26 protein-coding genes and 1 tRNA gene are annotated in these 25,608 nt (G+C 70.3%); 20 read left to right on the top strand and 7 right to left on the bottom strand.

Annotated features, from left to right (window positions below; translation table 11 throughout):
- The first annotated feature begins 84 nt into the window (after positions 1-84).
- The 3 genes from IQ210_RS43115 to IQ210_RS43105 all read left to right on the top strand — a co-directional run bounded on the left by IQ210_RS43115 (position 85) and on the right by IQ210_RS43105 (position 1,461).
- The gene (locus tag IQ210_RS43115) at positions 85-474 is read left to right on the top strand and encodes a winged helix-turn-helix transcriptional regulator (protein ID WP_194084719.1); all 390 of its coding nucleotides are present in this window, start codon (positions 85-87) and stop codon (positions 472-474) included.
- A gap of 101 nt (positions 475-575) precedes the next feature.
- Positions 576-1,073 (top strand): DUF6082 family protein, encoded by a 498-nt coding sequence (locus IQ210_RS43110; RefSeq protein WP_194084718.1) that lies wholly within the window; start codon positions 576-578, stop codon positions 1,071-1,073.
- 199 nt (positions 1,074-1,272) lie between these two features.
- On the top strand, positions 1,273-1,461 hold the full coding sequence (locus IQ210_RS43105) for a hypothetical protein (protein ID WP_194084717.1): 189 nt from the start codon (positions 1,273-1,275) through the stop codon (positions 1,459-1,461).
- A gap of 51 nt (positions 1,462-1,512) precedes the next feature.
- Here IQ210_RS43105 and IQ210_RS43100 read toward each other — a convergent pair whose 3' ends face one another.
- The 3 genes from IQ210_RS43100 to IQ210_RS43090 all read right to left on the bottom strand — a co-directional run bounded on the left by IQ210_RS43100 (position 1,513) and on the right by IQ210_RS43090 (position 5,458).
- The gene (locus IQ210_RS43100) at positions 1,513-2,592 is read right to left on the bottom strand and encodes a 2-oxoacid:ferredoxin oxidoreductase subunit beta (RefSeq protein ID WP_194084716.1); all 1,080 of its coding nucleotides are present in this window, start codon (positions 2,590-2,592) and stop codon (positions 1,513-1,515) included.
- Positions 2,585-4,513 carry a 2-oxoacid:acceptor oxidoreductase subunit alpha gene (locus IQ210_RS43095; protein ID WP_194084715.1) on the bottom strand — a complete coding sequence of 643 codons (1,929 nt, stop codon included), beginning with the start codon at positions 4,511-4,513 and terminating at the stop codon, positions 2,585-2,587. Before IQ210_RS43095 ends, IQ210_RS43100 begins: the two co-directional genes overlap by 8 nt.
- 285 nt (positions 4,514-4,798) lie before the next feature.
- On the bottom strand, positions 4,799-5,458 hold the full coding sequence (locus IQ210_RS43090; RefSeq protein ID WP_322658236.1) for a response regulator transcription factor: 660 nt from the start codon (positions 5,456-5,458) through the stop codon (positions 4,799-4,801).
- 259 nt (positions 5,459-5,717) lie between these two features.
- On the opposite strand from IQ210_RS43090, the gene IQ210_RS43085 reads away from it, so the two are divergent.
- Positions 5,718-6,521 carry an alcohol dehydrogenase catalytic domain-containing protein gene (locus IQ210_RS43085; RefSeq protein WP_228049503.1) on the top strand — a complete coding sequence of 268 codons (804 nt, stop codon included), beginning with the start codon at positions 5,718-5,720 and terminating at the stop codon, positions 6,519-6,521.
- A 342-nt stretch (positions 6,522-6,863) separates the two neighbouring features.
- Here IQ210_RS43085 and IQ210_RS43080 read toward each other — a convergent pair whose 3' ends face one another.
- Complete coding sequence (locus IQ210_RS43080; protein ID WP_194084713.1) at positions 6,864-8,201, bottom strand: sensor histidine kinase; 1,338 nt, start codon at positions 8,199-8,201, stop codon at positions 6,864-6,866.
- A 158-nt stretch (positions 8,202-8,359) separates the two neighbouring features.
- Positions 8,360-9,586: a sensor histidine kinase gene (locus IQ210_RS43075; RefSeq protein WP_194084712.1), complete on the bottom strand. Its 1,227-nt coding sequence runs from the start codon at positions 9,584-9,586 to the stop codon at positions 8,360-8,362.
- Between the two features lie 216 nt (positions 9,587-9,802).
- Here IQ210_RS43075 and IQ210_RS43070 point away from each other — a divergent pair, with 216 nt between their 5' ends.
- The 13 genes from IQ210_RS43070 (at position 9,803) to IQ210_RS43010 (ending at position 22,464) form a co-directional block, all read left to right on the top strand.
- Positions 9,803-10,207, top strand: coding sequence for an NADH-quinone oxidoreductase subunit A (locus tag IQ210_RS43070; RefSeq protein WP_194084711.1), 405 nt, complete (start codon positions 9,803-9,805; stop codon positions 10,205-10,207).
- A complete protein-coding gene (locus IQ210_RS43065) occupies positions 10,198-10,827 on the top strand; it encodes an NADH-quinone oxidoreductase subunit B (RefSeq protein WP_194084710.1) in 630 nt (209 codons plus the stop codon). The genes IQ210_RS43070 and IQ210_RS43065 overlap by 10 nt, the downstream gene beginning before the upstream one ends.
- Positions 10,824-12,881, top strand: coding sequence for an NADH-quinone oxidoreductase subunit C (locus IQ210_RS48590; protein ID WP_194084709.1), 2,058 nt, complete (start codon positions 10,824-10,826; stop codon positions 12,879-12,881). The genes IQ210_RS43065 and IQ210_RS48590 overlap by 4 nt, the downstream gene beginning before the upstream one ends.
- Positions 12,878-13,846, top strand: coding sequence for a complex I subunit 1/NuoH family protein (locus IQ210_RS43055; protein ID WP_194084708.1), 969 nt, complete (start codon positions 12,878-12,880; stop codon positions 13,844-13,846). The genes IQ210_RS48590 and IQ210_RS43055 overlap by 4 nt, the downstream gene beginning before the upstream one ends.
- A 2-nt stretch (positions 13,847-13,848) precedes the next feature.
- Positions 13,849-14,400 carry a NuoI/complex I 23 kDa subunit family protein gene (locus IQ210_RS43050; RefSeq protein ID WP_194084707.1) on the top strand — a complete coding sequence of 184 codons (552 nt, stop codon included), beginning with the start codon at positions 13,849-13,851 and terminating at the stop codon, positions 14,398-14,400.
- Complete coding sequence (locus IQ210_RS43045) at positions 14,397-15,257, top strand: NADH-quinone oxidoreductase subunit J family protein (protein ID WP_407699747.1); 861 nt, start codon at positions 14,397-14,399, stop codon at positions 15,255-15,257. The genes IQ210_RS43050 and IQ210_RS43045 overlap by 4 nt, the downstream gene beginning before the upstream one ends.
- Positions 15,257-15,643 (top strand): NADH-quinone oxidoreductase subunit NuoK, encoded by a 387-nt coding sequence (gene nuoK, locus IQ210_RS43040; RefSeq protein ID WP_194084706.1) that lies wholly within the window; start codon positions 15,257-15,259, stop codon positions 15,641-15,643. The genes IQ210_RS43045 and nuoK overlap by 1 nt, the downstream gene beginning before the upstream one ends.
- The gene (locus IQ210_RS43035; RefSeq protein WP_194084705.1) at positions 15,640-17,634 is read left to right on the top strand and encodes an NADH-quinone oxidoreductase subunit 5 family protein; all 1,995 of its coding nucleotides are present in this window, start codon (positions 15,640-15,642) and stop codon (positions 17,632-17,634) included. The genes nuoK and IQ210_RS43035 overlap by 4 nt, the downstream gene beginning before the upstream one ends.
- 6 nt (positions 17,635-17,640) lie before the next feature.
- Positions 17,641-19,215 carry an NADH-quinone oxidoreductase subunit M gene (locus IQ210_RS43030; protein WP_194084704.1) on the top strand — a complete coding sequence of 525 codons (1,575 nt, stop codon included), beginning with the start codon at positions 17,641-17,643 and terminating at the stop codon, positions 19,213-19,215.
- Positions 19,212-20,723 carry an NADH-quinone oxidoreductase subunit N gene (locus tag IQ210_RS43025; protein WP_194084703.1) on the top strand — a complete coding sequence of 504 codons (1,512 nt, stop codon included), beginning with the start codon at positions 19,212-19,214 and terminating at the stop codon, positions 20,721-20,723. Before IQ210_RS43030 ends, IQ210_RS43025 begins: the two co-directional genes overlap by 4 nt.
- Positions 20,724-20,919: 196 nt before the next feature.
- Positions 20,920-21,783 carry a zinc metalloprotease HtpX gene (gene htpX / locus IQ210_RS43020; protein WP_194084702.1) on the top strand — a complete coding sequence of 288 codons (864 nt, stop codon included), beginning with the start codon at positions 20,920-20,922 and terminating at the stop codon, positions 21,781-21,783.
- Entirely contained in the window at positions 21,780-22,178 is a 399-nt protein-coding gene (locus IQ210_RS43015) for a YccF domain-containing protein (protein WP_194084701.1), read from the top strand. Before htpX ends, IQ210_RS43015 begins: the two co-directional genes overlap by 4 nt.
- A gap of 88 nt (positions 22,179-22,266) precedes the next feature.
- Complete coding sequence (locus IQ210_RS43010; RefSeq protein ID WP_194084700.1) at positions 22,267-22,464, top strand: hypothetical protein; 198 nt, start codon at positions 22,267-22,269, stop codon at positions 22,462-22,464.
- Positions 22,465-22,596: 132 nt separating this feature from the next.
- Here the strand turns inward: IQ210_RS43010 and IQ210_RS43005 are convergent, their stop codons facing one another.
- The gene (locus tag IQ210_RS43005; protein ID WP_228049502.1) at positions 22,597-23,898 is read right to left on the bottom strand and encodes an APC family permease; all 1,302 of its coding nucleotides are present in this window, start codon (positions 23,896-23,898) and stop codon (positions 22,597-22,599) included.
- A 182-nt stretch (positions 23,899-24,080) separates the two neighbouring features.
- Between IQ210_RS43005 and IQ210_RS43000 the strand changes: the two genes are divergently transcribed.
- Entirely contained in the window at positions 24,081-24,347 is a 267-nt protein-coding gene (locus IQ210_RS43000) for a GlsB/YeaQ/YmgE family stress response membrane protein (protein WP_079312078.1), read from the top strand.
- 100 nt (positions 24,348-24,447) lie between these two features.
- Here the strand turns inward: IQ210_RS43000 and IQ210_RS42995 are convergent, their stop codons facing one another.
- Entirely contained in the window at positions 24,448-24,936 is a 489-nt protein-coding gene (locus IQ210_RS42995) for a YajQ family cyclic di-GMP-binding protein (protein WP_079312080.1), read from the bottom strand.
- A gap of 238 nt (positions 24,937-25,174) precedes the next feature.
- Here IQ210_RS42995 and IQ210_RS42990 point away from each other — a divergent pair.
- Together IQ210_RS42990 and IQ210_RS42985 are read left to right on the top strand one after the other, a co-directional pair.
- A tRNA-Tyr gene (locus IQ210_RS42990) sits at positions 25,175-25,256 on the top strand.
- A 138-nt stretch (positions 25,257-25,394) separates the two neighbouring features.
- Positions 25,395-25,607, top strand: coding sequence for a hypothetical protein (locus IQ210_RS42985; protein ID WP_079312082.1), 213 nt, complete (start codon positions 25,395-25,397; stop codon positions 25,605-25,607).
- Position 25,608: the final 1 nt, after the last annotated feature.

Genomic DNA, 25,608 nt, shown 5'->3' with positions numbered 1-25,608 from the left:
CGTTCTCCTTGTGGGTGCGGATGCACTAACCGTAGGAGAAGCGCTAACTGCTGGAAAGTACCCACTTTGAAGTAAGGTACTGGCATGGCAGTAAGTGCTACAGAGACGAACGCCGAGGCGATGTGCCCGTACCGCCTCGTCCTGGAACACGTCACCAGCCGCTGGGGCGTGCTGATCCTCATCCAGCTCATGGACCGCCCGTACCGCTTCAGTGAACTGCGCCGTGCGATCAGCGGCTACGGCCGGGGCGTCAGCGAGAAGATGCTGACACAGACCCTCCAGACCCTGGAACGCGACGGCCTGATCCACCGCGACGCCCACCCGGTGATCCCCCCGAGGGTGGACTACTCCCTCACCGACCTGGGCCGGGAGGCGGCGGAGCAGGTACGGGGGCTCGCGGTGTGGACGGAGCGGCGGATGGGGGACGTGGAGAAGGCGCGGCAGGTGTACGACGAGACGAAGAACCGCGTCTGAGCTCTGAGCGGGCGTCCCTCCGTGCGCCCCCTTTCCGCCCCGAGCGCGGACCTGTACCGCCGGGCACGATGAGGGTTCGCGACCAGGGGGGACTCGTTGCCATGGCCACACCGTTGCGCGCCCTCTTCGGCCGGGGCGCCCGCCGCCGACGCCAGGAGGAACTCCTGCTGGCGCTCGTGAGCCAACTGACGCTCATGACCGAGGAGATCCGCCGCTCCAACCTCATCCAGCACCACCGCCTCATCGCCGAACAGCAGGGCCGCGCCATGGACGACCCGTCGCTCGCCACGGCCGCCAGCTCGCTGACCGGGGTGTCCGAGGAGCGGCGCCGCCAGATCATGTTCGTGAACCGCTGGTACGCGGCGACCCTGCTCTCCTATCGGATCGGCTCGGTCGACTGGGACGAACTCCTCGGCAATCTGCGGGTGTTGTGCCGTGGAGGAGCCTTCGCTGAGTACTGGGAACGTACCGCCGAGCACCGGCGCCTGCTGCCCGAGGACTCGTTCGAGGCGAGGGTCGGGCGGGAGGTCGACACCCTCCTGGAAGAGCGGGCGGATGACCCGGACGAGTGGTGGGTGGTGAGTTCGCCACTGATGTGATCACGCTAACGAGTGGGTCTAAAGCGAGGTCGGGCGGGTCATCTATGAAGAGCCTGCGCCAAGTCCGTCTATGTGACGATCTTGTCGTCGGCGAGTCCTGCACTGCACCCCCGCAGAGGAGCCCACCGTGGTGTTCGACGAACCCCAAGTCCGTTTCTTCTCCCGAAGATTGGGCTGGACCCCACGTCAACGAGGCAGCATGTCCGGCGAGACCTGCCCCGACGTCTTCGAACTGACCGACGGCAACTTCGCCGTCATCGGCACCGAGGCCACCGCCGAACTCGACCCCCACCTTCCCTCCGACGCAGCCCGCGCCGACTACGAGCGCATCGTCGTCATCAGCCGCGAAACGCTGATCAGGGCCAAGCGGGACATCCCCGACGCCTGACATGCGTGAGGCCTGGACGCCGCCGTACGACATCCAGGCCTCTGCGACTCGTCAGCCCACCACCGTCCAGGTGTCCCCACCCGCCAGCAACGACGCCAGATCCCCCTTGCCGTTCTGTTCGATCGCCGTGTCGAGCTGGTCGGCCATCTGGGTGTCGTACACCGGGCGGTCCACGGACCGCAGCACACCGATCGGGGTGTGGTGCAGCGTGTCCGGGTCGGCCAGGCGGGAGAGGGCGAAGGCCGTGGTCGGGGACGCCGCGTGGGCGTCGTGGACCAGGACGTCCGCCTCGTTCTCCGGCGTCACCGTCACCACCTTCAGATCCCCGGTGACACGATCCCGTACGACACCCTTCGCGCCGTCGGCACCGAAGCGGATCGGCTGCCCGTGCTCCAGCCGGATCACCGCCTCCTCCGCCTGCTGCTTGTCCTTCAGCACCTCGAAGGCGCCGTCGTTGAAGATGTTGCAGTTCTGGTAGATCTCGATCAGCGCCGTACCGGGGTGGGCGGCGGCCTCCCGCAGCACCGACGTGAGGTGCTTGCGGTCCGAGTCCACCGTCCGCGCCACGAACGACGCCTCCGCGCCGAGCGCGAGGGACACCGGGTTGAAAGGCGCGTCCAGCGAGCCCATCGGCGTCGACTTGGTGATCTTCCCGACCTCCGACGTCGGGCTGTACTGGCCCTTGGTCAGGCCGTAGATCCGGTTGTTGAAGAGGAGGATCTTGAGGTTCACGTTGCGGCGCAGGGCGTGGATCAGGTGGTTGCCGCCGATCGACAGCGCGTCGCCGTCACCCGTCACCACCCACACCGACAGGTCCCGCCGACTCGTCGCCAGGCCCGTCGCGATCGCAGGCGCGCGGCCGTGGATGGAGTGCATGCCGTACGTGTTCATGTAGTACGGGAAGCGCGACGAGCAGCCGATGCCCGAGACGAAGACGATGTTCTCCTTGGCCAGGCCGAGTTCGGGCATGAAGCCCTGGACGGCGGCGAGGATCGCGTAGTCACCGCAGCCGGGGCACCAGCGCACCTCCTGGTCGGACTTGAAGTCCTTCATCGCCTGGCGTCCCTCGGCCTTGGGGACGAGGGAAAGCGCCTCGATCGTGCCCGTGCCTTCCGTGGACGTCTCAGCCATCGATGGCCTCCTTGAGAGCCGTGGCGAGCTGTTCGGCCTTGAACGGCATTCCGTTGACCTGGTTGTACGAGTGGGCGTCGACCAGGTACTTCGCCCGGATCAGCGTGGCGAGCTGCCCGAGGTTCATCTCGGGGATCACCACCTTGTCGTAGCGCTGCAGAACCGTGCCGAGATTCCGCGGGAACGGGTTGAGGTGGCGCAGATGGGCCTGCGCGATGGACTCGCCGGCCGCGCGCAGTCTGCGGACGGCGGCGGTGATGGGGCCGTACGTCGATCCCCAGCCCAGCACCAGCGTGCGTGCCTCGTGCGGGTCGTCGACCTCGACATCGGGTACGTCGATGCCGTCGATCTTGGCCTGCCGGGTGCGGACCATGAAGTCGTGGTTGGCGGGGTCGTAGGAGATGTTGCCTGTGCCGTCCTGCTTCTCGATGCCGCCGATGCGGTGCTCCAGGCCGGGCGTGCCGGGGACGGCCCAGGGGCGGGCCAGGGTCTGCGGGTCGCGCTTGTACGGCCAGAAGACCTCCGTGCCGTCCTCCAGCGTGTGGTTCGGTCCCTGCGCGAACTGCACGGTCAGGTCCGGGAGTTCATCGAGCTCCGGGATGCGCCAGGGCTCGCTGCCGTTGGCGAGATAGCCGTCGGACAGCAGCATCACCGGCGTGCGGTACGTCAGCGCGATCCTCGCCGCCTCCAGCGCCGCGTCGAAGCAGTCGGCCGGGGTGCAGGGCGCGATCACCGGGACCGGCGCCTCGCCGTTGCGGCCGAACATCGCCTGGAGCAGGTCCGCCTGCTCGGTCTTGGTCGGCAGACCGGTGGACGGCCCGCCGCGCTGGATGTCGATCACCAGCAGCGGCAGCTCCAGGGAGACCGCAAGACCGATGGTCTCGCTCTTGAGCGCCACCCCCGGACCACTCGTCGTGGTCACCGCCAGCGAGCCGCCGAACGCCGCGCCCAGTGCCGCGCCGATGCCGGCGATCTCGTCCTCCGCCTGGAAGGTGCGGACACCGAAGTTCTTGTGCTTGCTCAGCTCGTGCAGGATGTCGGACGCCGGGGTGATCGGGTACGAGCCCAGATACAGCGGAAGGTCCGCCTGACGGGACGCGGTGACCAGTCCGTAGGACAGCGCCAGGTTCCCGGAGATGTTGCGGTAGGTGCCGACCGGGAAGGCGGTGGCCGCCGGGGCGACCTCGTAGGAGACCGCGAAGTCCTCGGTCGTCTCGCCGAAGTTCCAGCCCGCGCGGAAGGCGGCGAGGTTCGCCTTCATGATCTCGGGCTTCTTGGCGAACTTCGAGGCCAGGAAGCGCTCCGTGCCCTCGGTGGGCCGGTGGTACATCCACGACAAGAGGCCGAGCGCGAACATGTTCTTGCTGCGCTCGGCCTCTTTGCGGGACAGGTCGAATTCTTTGAGTGCCTCCACCGTGAGTGTCGTCAGCGGCACAGGGTGGAGGCTGTACCCGTCGAGCGACCCGTCCTCCAGGGGACTCTCGGCGTACCCGACCTTCTGCATCGCCCGTTTGGTGAACTCGTCGGTGTTGACGATGATCTCGGCGCCGCGTGGCAGATCGCCGATGTTGGCCTTCAGGGCGGCCGGGTTCATCGCGACCAGGACGTTCGGCGCGTCACCCGGGGTGAGGATGTCGTGGTCGGCGAAGTGCAGTTGGAAGGACGAGACACCCGGCAGCGTTCCGGCAGGCGCCCGGATCTCGGCGGGGAAGTTGGGGAGAGTGGACAGATCGTTGCCGAAGGAGGCCGTTTCGGACGTGAAGCGGTCGCCGGTGAGCTGCATGCCGTCCCCCGAGTCCCCCGCGAAGCGGATGATCACCCGGTCGAGGCGGCGGACGTCCTTCGCCCCTGCTGCTTTGCGCTGCTCTCCCACGACGGCTTCGTCGGCCTGCTCCGCTGGGCTACTGACCTGGCTGGTCACTGAACTGGACCTCCCTCGAGGCGGCTGTCCGGGACAGGCCTTCCCGCAGGCCTTCCCTGGATCAACCCTACGTCCGTAAGGGTCGCCTTCCTGTGGCCAATCGCATGATGGACACGATTTTGAGACGCCCTGTCGCCCTGACTTGTCATGACTTACTCGCCCCCCGGCGCTTCCCTACAAGACGCGCAGTGCTCCCGTTCGGTTCTGAGCCTCGTCGGCCGCCGCCCTCGTCCATCGGCACATCGATGACGGCTGCACCCATATGGCTGACACGGTGTCAGCTCGTCAGGAGTTCAGATAGGTGAGCACCGCGAGAACCCGACGGTGATCCCCGTCACTCGGAGACAGCCCCAGCTTCAGGAAGATGTTGCTGACATGCTTCTCCACCGCCCCGTCGCTCACCACCAGCTGCCGCGCGATCGCCGAGTTCGTCCGTCCCTCGGCCATCAGCCCCAGCACCTCCCGCTCCCGCGGGGTGAGTCCCGCGAGCACGTCCTGCTTGCGGCTGCGCCCCAGCAACTGTGCGACGACCTCCGGGTCCAGCGCCGTACCGCCCTCGGCGACCCGCACCACCGCGTCCACGAACTCACGCACCTCGGCTACCCGGTCCTTGAGCAGATAGCCGACGCCACGGCTGGACCCGGCGAGAAGTTCGGTCGCGTACCGCTCCTCGACGTACTGCGACAGTACGAGCACCCCGAGCCGGGGGTGGGCCTTGCGCAGCTGTACGGCGGCCCGCACACCTTCGTCGGTATGCGTGGGCGGCATCCGCACGTCGGCGACGACCACATCCGGCATAGCCCCCTGCTCATCGAGCTCGGTGATGGTCTTGACCAGCGCCTCGCCGTCTCCCACGCCCGCGACGACGTCATGCCCGCGGTCGGTCAGCAGCCGGGTCAGCCCCTCCCTGAGCAGCACTGAATCCTCGGCGATGACCACCCGCACCCTGTCCTCCACGATCCTCGGCCCCCACACCCCGTCTCCGCGCCCGTCTCCCCGACGGGCAAAGTCCAGCATTCCAGCATTCACAGCGGCTCGCGCCGGAGCAACGGGATTCGGGGCCGATGAACGTGGATGAACCTCGACAAGCGCCGATGAACAGCGTGTGAAACGAGCCGACGCGGCCCGTCCGACGGGAATGCGGGAGCCGCCACGAGCGGTTCCGGCCTCCATCGACGAGCGAGGGGGAGGCCCTGTGCGGGCGATGGCGTTCAGCAGGACCGGCGGACCGGAGGTACTCCACCTCGTCGACCTGCCCACCCCCACCCCGGGCCCCGGCGAGATCCTCCTCCGCGTCGCCTACGCGGGCGTCAACTACGGGGAGATCCAGCACCGCCTCGGAGACTTCGGCGAGCCGGCCGGGGAGACGGTGACGGGGCTGGAGGCGGCGGGAGTGGTGGCCGCGGTGGGGGAGGGGATGGTCGCTGCGGTGGGGACGGGGGAGAGGGTGGCCGCGGACGCCGGCGTGGCGGACGTGCGGGTCGGAGATCGGGTCGCTGCCTACCTGCCCGACGGCGGTGGCTACGCCGAGTACACCGTCGTCCCGGCGGCCTTCGCCTTCCCGCTCCCCGACGCCCTCGACCTGCGCAGCGGCGGCGGCGCGGCCCTCGTACTGACCACGGCGTACGGCGTCCTGGCCGGGGCGGCCCGCCTCGCACCCAGCGACACGGTCCTGATCCACGCCGCCGCGGGCGGCGTCGGAGGCGTGGCGGCACAGCTGGCCCGGGCGGGCGCTGGGGGCGCGGGCGGTGTACGGCACGGTGAGCACGCCGGAGAAGGCCGAGTACGCCTGCGCCGCCTTCGGCTACGACGAGGTCTTCGTCCGGGACGGCTTCCCGGCGGCCGTGCGGGCGGCGACCGCCGGCCGTGGCGTCGAGTGGTCCTGGACCCGGTCGGCGGCCCGACCCGCCTGGCGAGCCTGGACGTCCTGGCCCCCTTCGGCAGGGTCGCGGTCTACGGCGAGGCGGCCCGCCACCCCGACCTGCACCTGCCCGTCCTCCCGCTCTGAAGAACAACCGCACCCTGACCGGCTACAACATCGGCGACCTGGGCCGCCGCGGCAGCGGCCCACCGCCTGCTGGGGGAGGGGCGCAGCAGAGGAAAGACGGTCCTGAGAGTGAACGCGTCCTCAAGCCTGTCCGGCGTTTGAGGACGAGGCCCTTTCGGGGCCGAAGCGGGGGTCTGGGGGCGGCAGCCCCCAGAAACGGCGGGGTCGAAGGGGCGGCAGCCCCTGGGGATGGGAACGGGTAAGGGCGGCGGGGGCGAAACCCATCGACGCGAACCCCACCCCCGTCACGTCATCCCCGTCGCCCCGACCCCCCGTCACGTCATCCCCCTCGCCCCCACCCCTTCAGCCCCGCTCCCCCCGCCAAGGCAACTCCGCAGTAACCCGCGTAGGCCCCCCGACCGGCGAGTCCACCACCAGAATCCCGTCCACCGCGTCGAGCCGCTCGGCCAGCCCCGCCAGCCCCGACCCGCCGGAGGCACTCGCGCCGCCCACCCCGTTGTCCACCACCTGCAACATCAGCCGGTTCTCCACCCGCCACACATCCACGCCCGCCCACGTGGCCCGCGAGTGCTTGCTGATGTTCTGCAGCAGCTCCGACACCGTGAAGTACGCGATCCCCTCGATCGCCGGAGCGGGCCGCTCCACCAGGTCCACCTCCACCTGCACCGGCACCGTGCACCGCGACGCCACCGCCGACAGCGCCGCATCCAGACCCCGGTCCGTCAGCACCGCCGGATGAATCCCGCGCGCCAGATCCCGCAGCTCCTGCAACGCCGTCTTCACCTCACCGTGCGCCTCGTCCACCATCCGCGCCGCCGCCTGCGGATCCTCCGCCAGCTTCTCCTTCGCCAGCCCCAGATCCATCGCCAGCGCCACCAGCCGGGCCTGCGCCCCGTCGTGCAGGTCGCGCTCGATCCGCCGCAGATCCGCCGCCGCCGTGTCCACCACGACCCCCCGGTCCGACTCCAGCTCCACCACCCGCGTCGCCAGCCGCGAAGGCCCGAGCAGCCCGTGCACCAGCAGCCGGTCGACCTGGGTGAGCGCCCGCACGATCCACGGCGTCGCCAGCGTGAACAACAGCCCCACCAACGCCGTCACGCCGATCTCGAAGGGGTTGTCGAGATAGATGTGATGCGTCTCGTCGCCGTACAGCTGAAGCCCGTCCTGCCCGCCGTACACCGGGAACAGCCAGAACCACAGCGGATACGTCAGCAGCGCCCACCCATGCGCCCAGAAGATCACCGCGACCACGAACGAGAACACCGACCACGGCAACTGGATCACCGAGTACAGCAGCGCCCGCCACGAGGCACCGCTCTTCAGCACGGCCCCCATCCACGCCAGGAACCCGTGCCCCCGCATCCTGAGCGGCTCCGGGTCCGCGACCTCGAGACCCAGCAGCCCGCGCGCCCGCGCCCGCTCCATCGCCCCGAACCCCCGGCACCCGGCCAGCCCCGCCGCCAGCACCGGAACCCCGAGGAACGTCACCAGCAGCCCGGCACCGATCGCGACCATCGTGACGCCGTACGTGAACAGCAGGATGCTGACCGGCAGGCTGAGCAGCACATACCCGAACTCGCGCCAGGTGCGCCCCTCGAACGGCGCCCGCAGCCCGGCCGGCAGCCGACGCCGCCCCGGCTCCTCGAGGAACCCGTAGCTCTGTCCGTAATCCGTGGCCATCGACGTCGTCCTTCTCTCGTCCCGCGCCTGGGTGTCGTACCGGTCGCCTGTCGTAACTCCACCCTGCTCGACCGCAGGTCAGCGGACCATGGAGGCCGTCGGCGTCTTGGAAGGGGGGTTTTCCCTACCTTCCCCGGCGGACGCCGATGCCGGGTGCGCTACGCGCGCCGCGCGTCCTGCGCCGAACGGTCCCGCCACGGCAGCTCCGCCGTGACCGTCGTGGGCCCGCCCACCGGAGAGTCGATGACGAACAGCCCGTCGACCGCGTCGAGCCGCTCCGCCAGCCCCTGCATACCGGTGCCGCCGTCGAGCCGGGCGCCGCCGCGGCCGTCGTCCCACACCTGGATCAGCAACCGGTCGCCCGACCGCCACACCTCCACCGACGCCGACCGCGCGCCGCTGTGCTTGCTGATGTTCTGCAACAGCTCGGAGACCGTGAAGTAGGCGATGCCCTCGATCGCCGCGGCCGGCCGGGCGTCCAGGTCGGCGGTCACCTTCACCGGCACCGTGCACCGCGACGCCACCGACGACAGCGCCGCGTCCAGCCCCCGGTCCGTCAGCACCGCCGGATGAATCCCGCGCGCCAGGTCCCGCAGCTCCTGCAAGGCCAGCTTCACCTCGCCGTGCGCCTCCTCGACCATCGCCTGCGCGTACTCCGGGTCCTCCAGCAGCTTCTCCTTCGCCAGCCCAAGCCCCATGGCGAGGTTGACCAGCCGGGCCTGCGCCCCGTCGTGCAGGTCGCGCTCGATCCGCCGCAGATCGGCCGCGGCCGTGTCGACCACGACCCCCCGGTCCGACTCCAGCTCCGCGATACGACGCTCCAGCTCGTCCGACGGCGACAGCAGCCCCCGCACCATCGCCCGGTCGGCGTTGGTCAGCCCCCGCGCCAGATACGGCAGCACCGGCCACAGCACGAACAGCGAGGTCAGCGTGACGGTGAAGGTCAGAATGCCCCAGGGCAGCCGGATGAAGTCGTACAGGATCGTCCGCCAGCCCACCGGGTCCTTCAGCATCATCCACAGCTGCTGGAAGAAGCCCGAATTGCCGGTCTTCAGCGGCAACGGACTCGGCTCGTCGATCCGCACCCCGAGCAGCGCCCGGGCCCGCCGCCGCTCCAGCGCGCCCAGCTTCCGCGCCCCCATCAGCCCGGCCGCCAGCAACGGGAACCCGATCACCGTCACAGTCAGCCAGAACCCGGTGAACAGCACCGTCGTCACATAGACGAACCCGAGCAACGCCGCCGGAAGGTTCAGCAGGAGATGCGCGATCTCCTTCCAGGTGTGCGCGTCGTAGGCGAAGCGGACGGGCGGCAGCGGCCGGGGCCCGTCGTCGAAGGCGTCGTCCCGGTGAGTCGTGGCCGGTGAAGGGCTGGGGCGTTCGGTCATATGGGTTAGCGTGCCGCGCGGCGCGCCGCGACGCCATGAGGCGGACCGCCGCGCCACCCGGGGGAAAACCCCACCCTGCCCCCCTTCGTCTCCTCTTTGTCTCTCCCACGGGCATCTCAAGCCGTGACGGGCTGCTTACGCTCTCTTTAGCAGGCCCTAGACTCCCGTGCGTACAGATCGTCGAACGACGTTGTTCACAGGGAGCGAGGGGCGGACGTGCGAGAACCGACCACTGTCGCCGCGTCGGACTACTCGGACTACTTCCAGTCGTACTCGGTCGTCGGGCTGCTCGCCGCCGTCGGCGTGCTGTTCGTCGCGGTCGCCTTCGGCGCCGGACGACTGCTGCGCCCGGTGGTCCCCACCCCCGAGAAACTCCTGACGTACGAGTGCGGAGTCGACCCCGTCGGCGAGGGCTGGGCCCACACCCAGGTCCGCTACTACGTCTACGCCTTCCTCTACGTCATCTTCGCCGTCGACTCGATCTTCCTGTTCCCCTGGGCCACGATCTTCGCCGCCCCCGGCTACGGCGCCACCACCCTCGTCGAGATGTTCATCTTCCTCGGCTTCCTCGCCGTGGGCCTGCTGTACGCCTACAAGAAGGGCGTCCTGACATGGACGTGACGCCGGAAGGAACCTCGGGAGTGACCTCGCCGGAGCCCGTGATGCTGCCCGAGCCGAAGCGCCTGGGCGCCCTCGCCCGCCTGGCCCCCGAGCCGATGAAGGTGGTCCTCAACTGGGGCCGCCGCTACTCGCTCTGGGTCTTCAACTTCGGCCTCGCCTGCTGCGCGATCGAGTTCATCGCCGCGTCGATGGCCCGCCACGACTTCATCCGCCTCGGCGTGATCCCCTTCGCACCGGGACCGAGGCAGGCCGACCTCATGGTGGTGTCGGGCACGGTCACGGACAAGATGGCCCCCGCCGTGAAGCGCCTCTACGAACAGATGCCGGAACCCAAGTACGTCATCTCCTTCGGCGCCTGCTCCAACTGCGGCGGCCCCTACTGGGACTCCTACTCCGTCACCAAGGGCGTCGACCAGATCATCCCCGTCGACGTCTACGTCCCCGGCTGCCCGCCCCGCCCCGAGGCCCTCCTCCAGGGCATCCTCAAACTCCAGGAGAAGATCGCTCGCGAGTCACTGGGGGAGCGCTACGGCAACGGCACCGCCGCCCGCCCCTCCCCGGCCGCACTGCAGAGCGACTTGCTGAAGGCCCCCTCTCCGACCCCGGGCGAGGAACGATGACCACGACCGGCTGGCTGCCCACCCCCACCGAGGAACTCTTCGGCCCCGACGCCACCGCCGAGGAGTCCTACGACGTCCTCACCGTCGACGTCCCTCCAACCGCCTGGATCACGGCCCTCCAGACCGCCCGCGACGAACTGGGCTGCACCTACTTCGACTGGCTCAGCGCCGTCGACGAACCCGGCACCGGCTTCCGTGTCGCCGCCCACCTCGCCGCCCTCTCCCCGGTACGCCGCCTCCTGCTCCGTACGACGGTCCCGCACGACTCCCCGACCCTGCCGACCGCCGTCCACGTCTTCGCCGGCGCGGCCTGGCACGAGCGCGAGACGCACGAAATGTTCGGCGTCGTCTTCGAGGGCCACCCGGCCCTTGACCACCTCCTCCTTCCGGAAACCTTCGAAGGCCACCCCCTCCGCAAGGACTTCGTCCTGGCCGCCCGCGTCGCCAAGGCCTGGCCCGGCGCGAAGGAACCGGGCGAGTCCGACCACGGCGGCCCCAAGCGCCGCCAGATGCTCCCCCCAGGCGTCCCCGACCCCAACGACTGGGGCCCCCAAAAGGGCCAACTCCCCCCCGCCCCGACCCGCCCCACCCGCCCCACAGGCCCACGAGCCGCAGGCGACCGCCCCACCCGCCGAACCCGCACAGCATCAGAGGGTTCGGCCAGCCAGACGGAGACGTCGGCGGTACCGGGCGCTCCGACTGCCGGTCCACGCCGGTCGCGTACGGCGGCGGAGGGTTCGGCCAGCCAGACGGAGGCGTCGGCGGTACCGGGCGCTCCGACTGCCGGTCCACGCCGGTCGCGTTCGGCGGCGGAGGGCTCGGCGAGCCAGGCGGAGGGGTCGGCGGCGCCGGGGGCTTCGGCTGCTGGTCCGCGTCGGTCGCGTTCGGCGGCGGAAGGTTCGGCGAGCCAGGCGGAGACGTCGGCGACCCAGGCGGAGGCACCCGCAGCGCCGGGTGGGTCGCCTGCTGGTCCGCGTCGGTCGCGTTCGGCGGCGGAGGGCTCGGCGAGTCAGGTGGAGGGGTCGGCAACGCCGGGCTCTTCGGCTGCCGGTCCGCGCCGCTCCCGCACGGCTGCCCAAGGCTCGGCGAGCCAGACGGCGGCCGGCGGCGCCGACACTCCGAGCGAGGGCTCGGCCACCGACGCCCCAGCCACCGACGCCCCGGGCGCCGGTACTGGCGCCGCCCCCACTGGTCCGCGCCGCTCCCGCAGCGCCTCGCAGGGCTCAGCGAGCCAGCGCCCCGCACCCGGCACCACTGCCTCCGGCACCACACCGGCCGACGCCCCGACCCCGGCCGCCACGCCCCCGAGGCCCACTTCGCGCGCTCCCCGGAGCGCCGACGCCCCGTGGCACCACGCCCGCCCAGCCTTCGACGAACCCGAGTCCGGGCGGGATGCCGAGTCCGACGCCGGAAGGGAACCGGAGCCTGGGACGGACGCCGGGCGGGAATCCGGCGCCGAGGAGCGGTCGGGGGCTGAGCCGCAGCCGGCAGCGGAGTCGCGTCCGGAGCCGTCGCCGGAACTGGAGTCGCGCCGGGAGCCGTCGCCGGAACTGGAGTCGCGCCGGGAGCCGTCGCCGGAACTGGAGTCGAGGCCAGAGTCGGAGCCGACGCCGAGCCCGGAGCGGAGCCTGGAACCGAGCCCGGAGTCGGAGAGGGCGCCCGAGCCGGCGTCGACGTCCGAACCGAGACCGGAGTCCGAGGCCGAGCCGAGCCCGAAGTCCGAGCCGGGTGTGGAACCCGAGGCCCAGGCCGATCAGCCCCCCGCTCCCGAAGCGGAACCTGAAGCCCCGGAGCTACGCGACACCCCCGTCGGCGACCCCGAGTCTCCCGGCACCCCCGAGTCTCCCGGCACCCCCGAGTCTCCCGGCACCCCGGAATCTTCCGGCACCCCGGAGTCTTCCGGCACCCCGGAGTCGCCCGGGACCCCAGAGTCGCCCGGGGCCCCGGAGTCTCCCGGGACCACCGAAGTCCCCGACCCGCCCAGCACCCCTGACACCCCTAGCTCCCCCAACGCCCGCAACACCCCCGAAGACCCCGCAGGAGGCCCGCAGTGAACGACGCTCTCGACGTCGCCCTGCGACTCCTGATCGTCTTCGTCGTCTTCCTCACCTTCCCCCTGATCGTCGGCCAGACCGAGCACAAGGTCATGGCCCACATGCAGGGCCGCCTCGGTCCCATGTACGCCGGCGGCTTCCACGGCTGGGCCCAACTCGTCGCGGACGGCGTGAAGTTCGCGCAGAAGGAAGACGTCGTACCCGCGGGCGCCGACCGCCGCATCTTCCAACTCGCCCCTGCCGTAGCCCTCCTGCCCTACCTCCTGGTCCTCCTTGCCATCCCCATCGGCCCCGGCGAGGGCGCCGTCGGCGAGGTCATCGACGCCGGCGTCTTCTTCGTCCTGGCCGTCATGGGCGTAGGCGTCCTCGGCTCGCTCATGGCCGGCTGGGCCTCCGCCAACAAGTTCTCCCTCCTCGGCGGCCTCCGCACCGCCGCTCAGCTTCTCGCCTACGAACTCCCGATGCTGCTGACCGCCGCCTCCGTCGCGATGGCGGCCGGCACGGTCTCCCTCCCCGGCATCGTCGACGCCTTCGAGTGGTGGTGGCTGCCCTGGCAGATCGTCGGCGCGATCGTCTTCTTCGTCGCCGGCCTCGCCGAACTCCAGCGCCCGCCCTTCGACATGCCCGTCGCCGACTCGGAGATCATCTTCGGCGCGTACACGGAGTACACCGGCCTCCGCTTCGCCCTGTTCCTCCTCGCCGAGTACGCCGGGATCATCGTCCTGTGTGGCCTGACCACCGTCCTCTTCCTGGGCGGCTGGCACGGCCCCTGGGGCGCCGACGGCCTCGGCTGGGTGTGGACCCTCCTGAAGACGGCCGTCCTCGCCTTCGTCGTGATCTGGCTCCGCGTGACCTACCCCCGTCTCCGCGAGGACCAGCTCCAGAAGCTCTCCTGGACCCTCCTCGTCCCCCTTTCTCTCGCCCAGATCGCCCTCACCGGCATCGTCAAGGTGGTGATCCAGTAACCATGGCCCCCATTCCTGGCAGTGGCCTCGCCAAGGGCCTGGCCGTCACCCTCCGCACGATGACGAAGAAGACCGTCACCGAGCAGTACCCCGACGTCCAGCCCGACCTCCCGCCCCGCACCCGCGGCGTCATCGGCCTGTTCGAGGAGAACTGCACGGTCTGCATGCTCTGCGCCCGGGAGTGCCCGGACTGGTGCATCTACATCGACTCCCACAAGGAGACGGTCCCGCCCGCCGCCCCCGGCGGCCGCGAGCGCAGCCGCAACGTCCTCGACCGCTTCGCCATCGACTTCTCCCTGTGCATGTACTGCGGTATCTGCATCGAGGTCTGTCCTTTCGACGCCCTGTTCTGGTCCCCGGAGTTCGAGTACGCCGAGACCGACATCCGCGACCTCACCCACGAACGCGACAAGCTCCGCGAGTGGATGTGGACCGTCCCGGCCCCGCCGGCCCTCGACCCCGCGGCCGAGGAGCCGAAGGAGATCGCCGCCGCCCGCAAGACCGCCGAGAAGCTGGCCGCCGCCCAGGCCGAGCCGCAGGAGGGAGACGCGTGAGCCTCGCTTCCCTGCCCTTGACTGTGGCCGCCCCCGAGACCCATGGCTTCCTCAGCCCGACCGGCGTCGAGATCGCCTTCCTCCTTGTCGGCCTGGTCACCTTCGGCGCCGCCCTCATCACCGTCACCACCCGGCAGTTGGTGCACGCCGCCCTGTGGCTGGTGGTGACCCTCGGGGGTCTCGCTGTCGAATACCTCCTTCTCACAGCCGAGTTCATCGCCTGGGTGCAGGTCCTCATCTACGTCGGTTCCGTCGTCGTGCTCCTCCTCTTCGGTCTGATGCTCACCAAGGCCCCCATCGGCCGCTCCCCGGACGCCGACTCCGGCAACCGCTGGGCCGCCCTCACGGTCGCCGTCGCCTCGGCCGCCGCCCTGGTCTGGGTCGTCGTCGACGCCTTCCGTACGACCTGGATCGATCTGGACGGCCCCGCCGCCGGCTCGACGGAGGCCACCGGAGCGAGCCTCTTCCAGAACTGGGTCCTCCCCTTCGAGGCCCTCTCCGTCCTGCTCCTCGCGGCGCTGGTCGGCGCGATCGTCCTGTCCCGCAAGGCGAAGGCGGAGTCGGCCTCGCCCCCTGTGAACTCCCGGGCCGTGTCCGGTGGTTCCCCATCCGTCCCGGATTCCCGCAATCACCCGATCCGGCGAAAAGAGCCGGTCACGGGAACTCGGGCCACGACTGGCAGTGGATCCACCACAGGCACCGGATCCACGCCCGGCACCGCATCCACGCCAGGCACCGCATCCACCACATCCGCCGGGACCGCCCCAGGCGCGGGCTCCGCCACAGGTGCCGAGTCCGCCGCCGGAGCCAAGCCGGCCACGGCAGCCGAGTCGGCCGAGCAGGAAGGCGCCCGCTGATGCACCTCGCCTATCCCGCCGTACTCTCCGCCCTCCTCTTCTGCACCGGCCTGTACGGCGTCCTCGCCCGCCGCAACGCGATCCTGGTCCTGATGTCGGTCGAGCTGATGCTCAACGCCGTCAACCTCAACCTGGTCGCCTTCGACGTCTGGCTCAGCCGGACCGCCGAGGAGACCCTGCACTCCGGCCAGGCCCTGACCCTGTTCACCATCGCCATCGCCGCCGCCGAGATCGGCATCGGCCTGGCGATCGTCCTCGCGGTCTACCGCAACCGCGGCACCTCGGACATCGACAGGCTCCGCGACACCGCCGAGGGCCACGAGCCCGACGGCCCCGACTCCGACGGCGACGCCACCGCGGCCGAGAAGGCTGAGGCCACCGCGTGACCACCACCACCCTCGCCGTCCTCGTCCCCCTCCTTCCGTTCCTGGGCGCGGCCGCCGGCCTGCTCCTGGGGCGCACGGCCCCCGGGTTCGTCCGCCCGCTCGCGGTACTACCGACGCTCGCCGCACTCGTACTGGCCGCGATCGTCGCCGTACGCCAGGGCGGGGCCGAGGCGGTGAACGCCGCCACCGAGCTCACCCCCACCGGCTCGATCCCGATCGAACTCGCCCTGCACATCGACGGCTTCGCCGCCCTCGTCGCCGTCCTGGTCGGCCTCGTCGCGAGCTGCGTGCAGATCTACTCGACCGGCTATCTGCGCGACGACCCGCGCTACCCGTCGTACGCGGCTCTCGTCTCCCTCTTCACCTCCGCGATGCTCCTCGTCGTCTACTCCGGCGACCTGATGGTGCTGCTGGTGGGCTGGGAAGTGATGGGCATCTGCTCGTACTTCCTGGTCGGCCACTACTGGGAGACCCCGGAGGCCCGCGCCGCCTCCATCAAGGCCTTCCTGGTCACCAAGCTCGGTGACGTCCCCTTCCTCATCGGCCTGTTCGCGCTGGCCACCGACGCCGGGTCCTTCCGCATCACGAAGGTGCTCGGCGCCGTCGCGAGCGGGGGACTGGACCACCCGACCCTGATCGCCCTGCTGCTCCTCGCGGGCGTGGCCGGCAAGTCGGCGCAGTTCCCGCTGCACACCTGGCTCCCGGACGCGATGGCGGGCCCCACGCCCGTCTCCGCGCTGATCCACGCCGCGACGATGGTCGCCGCCGGTGTCTACTTCGTCGCCCGTCTCCTCCCTGTCTTCGAGGCCTCGCAGGCCGCGATGGTCGTCCTCGCCGTCATGGCGGCCGTGACGATGACGGGCTCGGCGCTCGCCGCGCTCGCCCAGGACGACATCAAGCGCGTTCTCGCCTACTCGACCATCGGCCAGCTCGGCTACATGACCGGCGCCCTCGCCGTCGGCGACCGCGGTGCCGCCGTCTTCCACCTCCTGTCGCACGGCGCCTTCAAGGCGCTGCTGTTCCTCGCGGCGGGCGTGATCATCCACGCCGCCGGCACCAACTCACTGGCCGCCATGTCCCGCATGGGCCATCTGCGCGACCGCGTGCCCGACGCCTACTGGACGATGACCGTGGCGCTCCTCGCGCTCGCCGCGATCCCGCCGTTCAGCGGCTTCTTCTCCAAGGAGTCCGTCCTCGGCGCCGCCGAGCACGTCGCCACCGGCCACACCGAGCACGCCCCCGGCGCGGCGGGCTGGGTCGTCCTCGTCGCCGGGCTGCTCACGGCCCTGCTCACCGCGGCCTACGCGACGCGCCTGTGGCTGCTGGCCTTCCGCGGCCAGGGTGCCGAGGCCCCCGACCACGGCCGCGAGCCCCTCACCATGACCGTGGTCCTGTGGGTGCTCGCGGTCCCGTCCCTCGCCGTCGGCGGACTCGCCTATCGCGTGCTCCCCGACTGGTTCGACGGCCGCGACCTGACCCCGACCCTGACCACGTCCGTCGTCGGCACGGGCGTCGCCCTGGTCGGCGGCATCGTCACCTACGCAGCCTGGCGGCACACCACCGCGCTCGCGGCCCGCGTGCCGCTGGGCGCGGTCGCGGCCCACCCGGAGGGCGACGCCGCCCTGGTCGAGGCCGAGGCCATCGCCAGCCACGAGCCGGCGTACGGGGACATCGCCTACGCGCCCGACCCCGCCGACCCCGGCAGGCTTCTGCTTGGTCCACTCCACCGGCACGCGGCCGTCGGTTTCCACCTCGACGCCGTCTACTCGGCCCTCTTCGTCCGCCCGGTCCAGGCCGGCGCCGCCCTCGTCCGCTTCCTCGACCGCGAGGTCGTCGAGACCTATGTACGCGGCGCGGGGGCCACGCCCCGGGCGCTGGGCTGGGCCGTACGGCGGGCCCAGACCGGCAATGTGCAGACCTATGTGAGCGCGCTGCTCGCCGGCACCGTCGTCCTGGTGGTCGCCGCAGTCCTCGTCGCCACGGGAGCGTGAGCAGGCGTGATCGATATCAACGAGTCCGTGATGCAGTTCCTTCTGGCGTTCGTCGTCGTCGGCCCGCTCCTCGGTGCCGTAGCAGCTCTGCTGCCCGCGCCCCCCGGGCTGAAGGGGAAGTCGCCCGAGCAGGCCGTGCTCCGGCACGGGGTGACGGTGACCGGCGCGATTCTCGTCGCCGCGATCGTCCTCGCGCTCGGCTTCGACCACGACCATCCGTCGAAGATGCAGGCCACGACCGACATCAGCTGGATTCCCGCACTCGACGTGCGCATCCACCTCGGCATCGACGGCATCTCCCTCCCCCTTCTGGTCCTGACCGCGCTGCTGACCTTCCTCTGCGCGCTCTACTCGTACTTCAAGATGCCTTCGGGCCCGACCCCGAAGGCCTTCGTCGCTCTGCTGCTCGTTCTCGAGTCCGGCACCCTCGCGACCTTCGCCGTTCTCGATCTGCTGCTGTTCTTCCTGGCGTTCGAGATGGTGCTCATCCCGATGTACTTCCTCATCGCCCGCTGGGGCGGCGAGGGCAGGACCGCGGCCGCCTGGCGCTTCATCCTGTACACGCTGCTCGGTTCGGTCGTCATGCTGCTGGGCCTGCTCCTGATCGGAATCAAGGCGGGCACGTTCGACATGGTGGCACTCGCCACTGACAACGGCCGGTCCCTGACCGCATCCGTGCAGGTCATCGCCGTACTGGCGATCGGGATCGGGCTCGCGGTCAAGACCCCGATGTGGCCGCTGCACAGCTGGCTGCCCGACGCCCACACCGCCGCGCCGACCGTCGGCTCGGTCCTGCTGGCCGGCGTCCTGCTGAAGATGGGCACGTACGGGTTCGTCCGGATCCTGCTGCCGATCGCCCCCGACGGCTTCGCCGACTTCGCGCCCTACCTCGCCGCCTTCGCCGTCGTCGGGATCATCTACGGGTCCCTGGCCTGCCTGGCCCTCGCCAAACAGGGCGCCAAGGGCGACCTCAAGCGCCTCATCGCCTACTCCTCCATCGGTCACATGGGCTTCGTCCTCCTCGGCATCGCCACGATGACCCCGACTGGCGTGAACGGCGCCCTGTTCGCCAACATCGCCCACGGCCTCATCACCGGCCTGCTCTTCTTCCTGGTCGGCGCCCTCAAGGACCGCACGGGCACCACCGACCTCGACGCCCTCGCCGAACAGACCGGCGCCGCGCTCTACGGCAAGGCCCCGCGCCTCGGCGGCCTGCTCGCGTTCGCCGCGGTCGCCTCCCTCGGCCTGCCCGGACTCGCCGGGTTCTGGGGCGAGATGCTGGCCCTGTTCGGCGCGTTCGACCCCGCCGACGACCTCAGCCGCACCGCCTTCCTCACCTTCATGGCGATCGCGGCCTTCGGCACCCTCCTCACGGCCGCCTACCTCCTCGCCGTGGTCCGCCGCGTCTGCATGGGCGCCGTACCGCAGGACGCGCCGCAGCTCGCCGACGTCCACACGTACGAGTTCGCGACCTGGACGCCGCTCGTCGCCCTCACCGTCGTAGCCGGCCTGTGGCCGAAGGCCCTCCTGGGCCTGACCGACCCGGCCGTACAGCAGCTCCTCGCAGGAGGCACCCGATGAGCTCCCTGACCGCGAACCTCGTCCAGTCCGTCGACTGGCTCGCCATCGCACCGCCCACCATCGCGGCGGTCGTCGGCCTCGTGGTCCTCGTGGCGGATCTCTTCGTCGGTGACGCGAAGAAGGCGCTGCTCGGCTGGCTCTCCGTCGCGGGCCTGGCCGCCTCTGCGCTCATGCTGCTGCCTCTCCTGGACGGCGACCGGGCGACCTTCTGCCTGTCCGGCGAAGCCGACGTCTGCAGCTACACCGCGGACCGCTTCACCCTCGTCCTCCAGCTCCTGGTTCTCGGCGGAGCGCTGCTGGCCGCCCTCCTCTCGGTCACGGCCCTCAGGGACGCCGACAAGGGACTCCCCGAAGGGGAGTACTGGTTCCTGCTGCTTTCCTCCGCCGCCGGTGCCGCCCTCCTGCCCGCCTCCCGCGACCTGGCCACCCTGATCGTCGCCCTGGAAGTCGCCTCCTTGCCGGCGTTCGCCCTCGTGGGCCTGCGCCAAGGCGACCGCAAGTCCTCGGAAGCAGCCCTGAAGTTCTTCCTGTCCTCGGTCACCGCGACCGCGGTCAGCCTCATGGGCATCAGCTTCGTGTACGCCTCCACAGGCACCCTCTACCTCACGCAGATCGCCGACCGCGTCCAGCACGTCGACGGCCAGCTCCACACCCTCACCCAGACCGGCGTGGTCCTCACCCTCATCGGCTTCGCCTTCAAGACGGCCGCCGTGCCCTTCCACTTCTGGGTTCCGGACACCTACGTAGGGGCGCCCCTCCCGATCGCCGCCTACTTGTCGGTCGTCGGCAAGGCGGTCGGCTTCTCCGGCCTGATCCTCCTCACCGTCGTCGCCCTGCCCTCGTACGCCGACGTCTGGGGCCCGGCCCTGGCCGCGCTGGCCGCCCTCACCATGACCGTCGGCAACGTCGGCGCCCTCCGACAGCAGGCCACGCGCGCGTACAGCGCCGTACGCCTCCTCGCCTGGTCGTCCGTCGGCCAGGCCGGCTACCTCCTGGTGCCGATCGCCGCGGCCGCCTACTCCGACGACGCCGAGCACTCCATCGGCTCCACCGTCGCCTACGCCCTCATGTATGCCGCCGTGAACCTCGGTGCCTTCGCGGTGGCCGCAGTGGTGGGCCGTACGAAGTCCCGCAACCGCGTCAGCGACTACCGGGGCCTCTACGCCACCAACCCCCTCGCCGCGCTCCTCCTGGCGTTCTTCCTGCTGTGCCTCGCCGGACTCCCGCCGGGCATCATCGGCCTCTTTGCCAAGGTCACCGTCTTCTCCGCCGCTGTCGACGCCGGTCTCGGCTGGCTCGCGGTGGTCATGGCCGCCAACGTCGTGATCGCGCTGTACTACTACCTCCAGTGGACGGCACTGCTGTTCCGCGCACCCGAGGGCGAAGCTGTACGCCACCGGGTCCCCGCGCCCCTCACCGCCGCGCTCGCCCTCACCGGCGTCCTCGGCATCGCCCTGTCCGGCGCTCCCCAACTGGTCCTGCGCTTCGCCGGCACCGGACTCTTCTGAGGGCCCCCACCACCGCACGACCAGGCCGCTTCCGGGCCTTCACCCGGACGGCTCACACCCCGCCCCGCACGCACAAGGGAACTAGCGGCTCTCGCCTGGCGTTGACCAGAACGGGAGGGTCCACTGGACATACACCAGAAGGACCGCAGATCAGCAAGCAAAGGGTTCCCCTGCTGCACGACTTGGAGGGCGTACCGTGCACCGCCGGCACAACGGGCTCAGGACCGCAGTACTCCTCGGGGGACTGTCCGCACTCATCATCGTCATCGGCAGCTTCTTCGGCCGTATGGGGCTCGTGATCGCGGTCCTGATCGCCCTGGGGACCAACGCGTACGCGTACTGGAACAGCGACAAGCTGGCGCTACGCGCGATGCGCGCCCGCCCCGTCAGCGAGTTCGAGGCCCCCGCGCTGTACCGCATGGTCCGGGAGCTCTCCACCCAGGCCCGCCAGCCCATGCCGCGCCTGTACATCTCCCCGACGGAGGCACCGAACGCGTTCGCGACGGGCCGCAACCCGCGCAACGCAGCGGTCTGCTGCACCGAGGGAATCATGCGCATCCTCGACGAGCGCGAACTGCGCGGCGTCATCGGCCACGAACTCAGCCATGTCTACAACCGCGACATCCTGATCTCGTCGGTCGCCGGAGCCCTCGCCTCCGTGATCATGTTCCTGGTCAACTTCGCCTGGCTGATCCCGATCGGCCGCTCCAACGACGACGACGGCCCCGGCATCTTCGGCATGCTGCTCATCATGATCCTCGGCCCGCTCGCCGCGAGCCTCATCCAACTGGCCATCAGCCGCTCCCGCGAATACGAGGCCGACGCCTCCGGCGCCCAGCTCACCGGCGATCCCCTCGCCCTGGCCAGCGCGTTGCGCAAGCTCGAGGCCGGCACCAAGCAGCTCCCGCTGCCCCCGGAGCCGCGCATCGAGACCGCGAGTCACATGATGATCGCCAACCCCTTCCGCCCGGGACAGGGACTCTCCAAGATGTTCTCCACGCATCCGCCGATGGCGGACCGCATCGCCCGCCTCGAGAAGATGGCAGGTCGCCACCAGTGAAGACAATCCTGAACGTCATATGGCTCGTCCTGAGCGGCTTCTGGCTGTTCCTCGGCTATCTCGCCGCCGGCGTGCTGCTGTGCATCACGATCATCGGCATTCCATTTGGCATCGCGGCTTTCCGTATCGGCGTCTACGCCCTGTGGCCCTTCGGGTACACGACGGTCGAGCGCCGCGACGCCGGCGCCCCGTCCTGCATCGGCAACGTGCTGTGGCTGATCCTGGCGGGCTGGTGGCTGGCCCTCGGCCACATCGTCACCGGCCTCCTGCTGTGCATCACGATCATCGGCATCCCCTTCGGCATCGCCAACTTCAAGCTGATCCCGGTGTCGCTGTTCCCGCTGGGCCGCGAAATCGTCTCGACCGACAAGCCGTTCGCGTCTTCGGGCTGGTAGGACACCCGGCCACTGCGCCAGTTGTCCACAGGCTGGCGGTTATCCACAGGCCGCCCCGACTGTCAGTGCCCGCCTGCATCATGAACACATGACCGCGCACGAGCAGGTGCGGGCACAGGGGGCAGCCAACATGTGCAACGCCCGTCTGTGGGCCCGCACTTCACCAGAGATCCAGAACCACGGCCGCCAGAACCACGGCCGCCAGAACCACGGCCGCACCGAGCCGAGGCAGCCGCACCCCGCGTGCATACCCCCATCCGGCGCCCCGCGCCTTCGTACGGCCTGAGATACATCCGGCCGACACCGACACCGACACCGGCATCCACACCCACGTCCATACGCCGCCAATCCCGCCAGAGCGCTGAACGCCGGTCCGGGTCCGCGCCCTTCGGAGCGCCAGCCAACCCCGCCAACCGCCCTACCGCGGCGACACCCCACCCACCCGTCGCCGCACGCCGTACGCCACCACACCCACCACCAGCACACCCGCGCCCACCACCACCGACACCCCCGGCAGCGCGAACGCCAGCACCACGCACCCGAGAAGCCCGACCGCCGGCACGACCCGCGCCTTCGGCGCCGAACCGAGCGTCCAGGCCGAGGCGTTGGCCACCGCGTAGTACGCCAGCACCCCGAAGGAGGAGAACCCGATAGCGCCCCGTACATCCACCGTGGCGGCCAGCACCGCGACCACCGCTCCCACGGCCAGCTCCGCCCGGTGCGGCACCTGGAAGCGCGGGTGGACAGCCGCCAGGGCGCTGGGCAGATGCCGGTCACGCGCCATGGCCAGCGTCGTCCGTGAGACACCCAGGATCAGAGCGAGCAACGATCCCAGCGCGGCCACGGCAGCGCCGACCCGGACCACCGGCACCAGGCCCGACACCCCGGCCGCCCGCACGGCGTCGGTCAGCGGTGCCCCGGCCTGCCCGAGACCCTCGGCCCCCAGCACGGAAAGGACAGCCACCGCCACACACGCGTACACGGCCAGCGCGATCCCCAGAGCCAGCGGGATCGCGCGGGGGATGGTGCGCGCGGGATCCCGCACCTCCTCCCCGAGGGTCGCGATACGCGCGTACCCCGCGAACGCGAAGAACAGCAGACCGGCGGCCTCCAGCACCCCGCCCGCACCGCCCGAGGCCCCGCTGCTGAGCCTCCCGGCATCGGAAGCCCCCGACCCCAGGCACACGACCACGACGGAAGCGAGGACAGCGAGCACGACCGCCACGATCACCCGCGTCAGCAGAGCGGACTTCTGAACACCGCCGTAGTTCACCGCGGTCAGCGCCACGACCGCCGCGACCGCCACGGCGTGCGCCTGCCCCGGCCAGACGTACGCGCCCACGGTGAGCGCCATCGCCGCACAGGAGGCCGTCTTCCCGACCACGAACGACCAGCCCGCGAGATAACCCCAGAAAGGACCGAGCCGCTCCCTCCCGTACACGTACGTGCCGCCGGAAGCCGGATACAGCGCAGCCAGGCGTGCCGACGAGGTGGCGTTGCAGTAGGCGACCACCGCGGCGACCGCCAGCCCGATCAGCAGCCCGGAACCGGCCGCGCGCGCCGCGGGGCCGAGCGCGGCGAAGACACCGGCCCCGATCATCGACCCCAACCCGATGACGACGGCGTCGCCCACGCCGAGGGTGCGTCGCAGTTCCGAAGCGGGCCCGGAGCCAGGTCCAGAACCTGAGCCGGAGTCGGGACGCGGGCTGGAAGGTGCCATGCGCCGCACCCTACTGATCAGTGCAACCAACCGGTGCACCCGTGACGTCCTCTTCATCAACACGGCACGAACTCGCGTTGCCGCCGAAGCAGGGACGTACCCGCGCAGGCACACAGTCCGACCGGACGTAGATCACAGGGCCGGAACAGTGCAGGCACAGCGCGGAAGGGCAGGTTCAGGGCATGAGCATCATCGGTTGGATCATCCTGGGGCTTCTGGCCGGAGCCATCGCCAAGTTCCTGCTGCCGGGCCGCGACCCGGGCGGCTTCATCGGCACGACCCTCATCGGCATCGCGGGCGCGTTCATCGGCGGCTGGATCTCGGCCCGCTGGCTGGACCACCCGATCACGAAGGACTTCTACGACGGCACGACATGGGCCGCGGCGATCGGAGGCTCTCTCGTCCTCCTCATCGGCTACCGCATCCTGTTCGGCAACTCGCGCGACTGATCCACCCCCGGACCGCAGCCAGCAGGCGAGAAGGGTGGGCACCGGCCAGGTGCCCACCCTTCCTCGTACGACACGGCACAGGCCGTGAACCGGCCGTGGACTACCGGTAGTTCACGAACTGCAGGGCGAAGTCGAAGTCCTTGCCCTTGAGCAGGCTGATGACGGCCTGAAGGTCGTCGCGGCTCTTGGAGCTGACGCGCAGTTCGTCGCCCTGGACCTGGGCCTTCACGCCCTTCGGGCCCTCGTCGCGGATGATCTTCGCCACCTTCTTCGCGTTCTCCTGGGAGATGCCCTCCTCGATCGACGCGAAGATCTTGTACTCCTTGCCGGACAGCTGCGGCTCGCCGGCATCCAGGGCCTTCAGCGAGATGCCGCGCTTGATCAGCTTGGACTGGAAGACGTCGAGAACGGCCTTCACCCGGTCCTCGGAGTTCGCCTCCATCAGGATCTTGTCGCCGGACCACGAGATGGAGGCGCCGACGCCCTTGAAGTCGTAGCGCTGGGAGATCTCCTTGCCGGTCTGGTTGAGGGCGTTGTCGACCTCCTGCCGCTCGACCTTCGAGACGATGTCGAAACTGGAGTCGGCCATGTCCTGTGGCTCCTTGTATCGGGGTGCGTATCGGGGTGCGTACCGGGTGCGTTTCGGCGTGCGTGGGGCTGCCGCCGAGCCGGGCACAGTCCCCGGGCCGCATCCGGACAAGCCTAGCCACCCCGCGTCCCCCGAGCGCTGATCAATCGGGTGGCGAAGCACCCCTCTCCATCGGGTATTGTTTACGTCGTTGCCACGGAGCACCGCCGAAAAGCGGTTCGAAGGGCAGCAAAACCCCGGCGGTGTGCCCGAGCGGCCAAAGGGAGCAGACTGTAAATCTGCCGGCTCAGCCTTCCCAGGTTCGAATCCTGGCGCCGCCACACTGGGGAAGACCCCCTCCACACTGCGGAAACGCAGAGTGGAGGGGGTCTCTTCGTATGCCTGGACCTCGTGCGGAAGGCGAGTGGTGATGTGCCTCACGATGTGGGGCGCACGCTTGTCCGGGGCACACTGACCCCATGTCCAGCCGTCGCAGAAACTGCCCCGAATGTCAGCGCGAGATCGCCGTGGTCGCCGGGCGCTTCGCGCGGCACGACCCGCCCGGGGCCCGGGAGAGCGGCGAACTCACCTCCTGCGCGGGCTCCCGTCGACAGGCCCAACTGGGAGCCGCGCAGCCCGCGTTGGACGGCTACGCCGTTCCGGAGTTCCCAGGGCAGATGCCGCTGTTCTAGC

Origin of the sequence: Streptomyces justiciae, from assembly GCF_015163075.1 — a bacterium.
GTDB classification, from domain to species: domain Bacteria; phylum Actinomycetota; class Actinomycetes; order Streptomycetales; family Streptomycetaceae; genus Streptomyces; species Streptomyces justiciae.
Note: the sequence above shows the minus strand (reverse complement) of the source record. Positions and strands in the feature narration are given on the sequence as shown.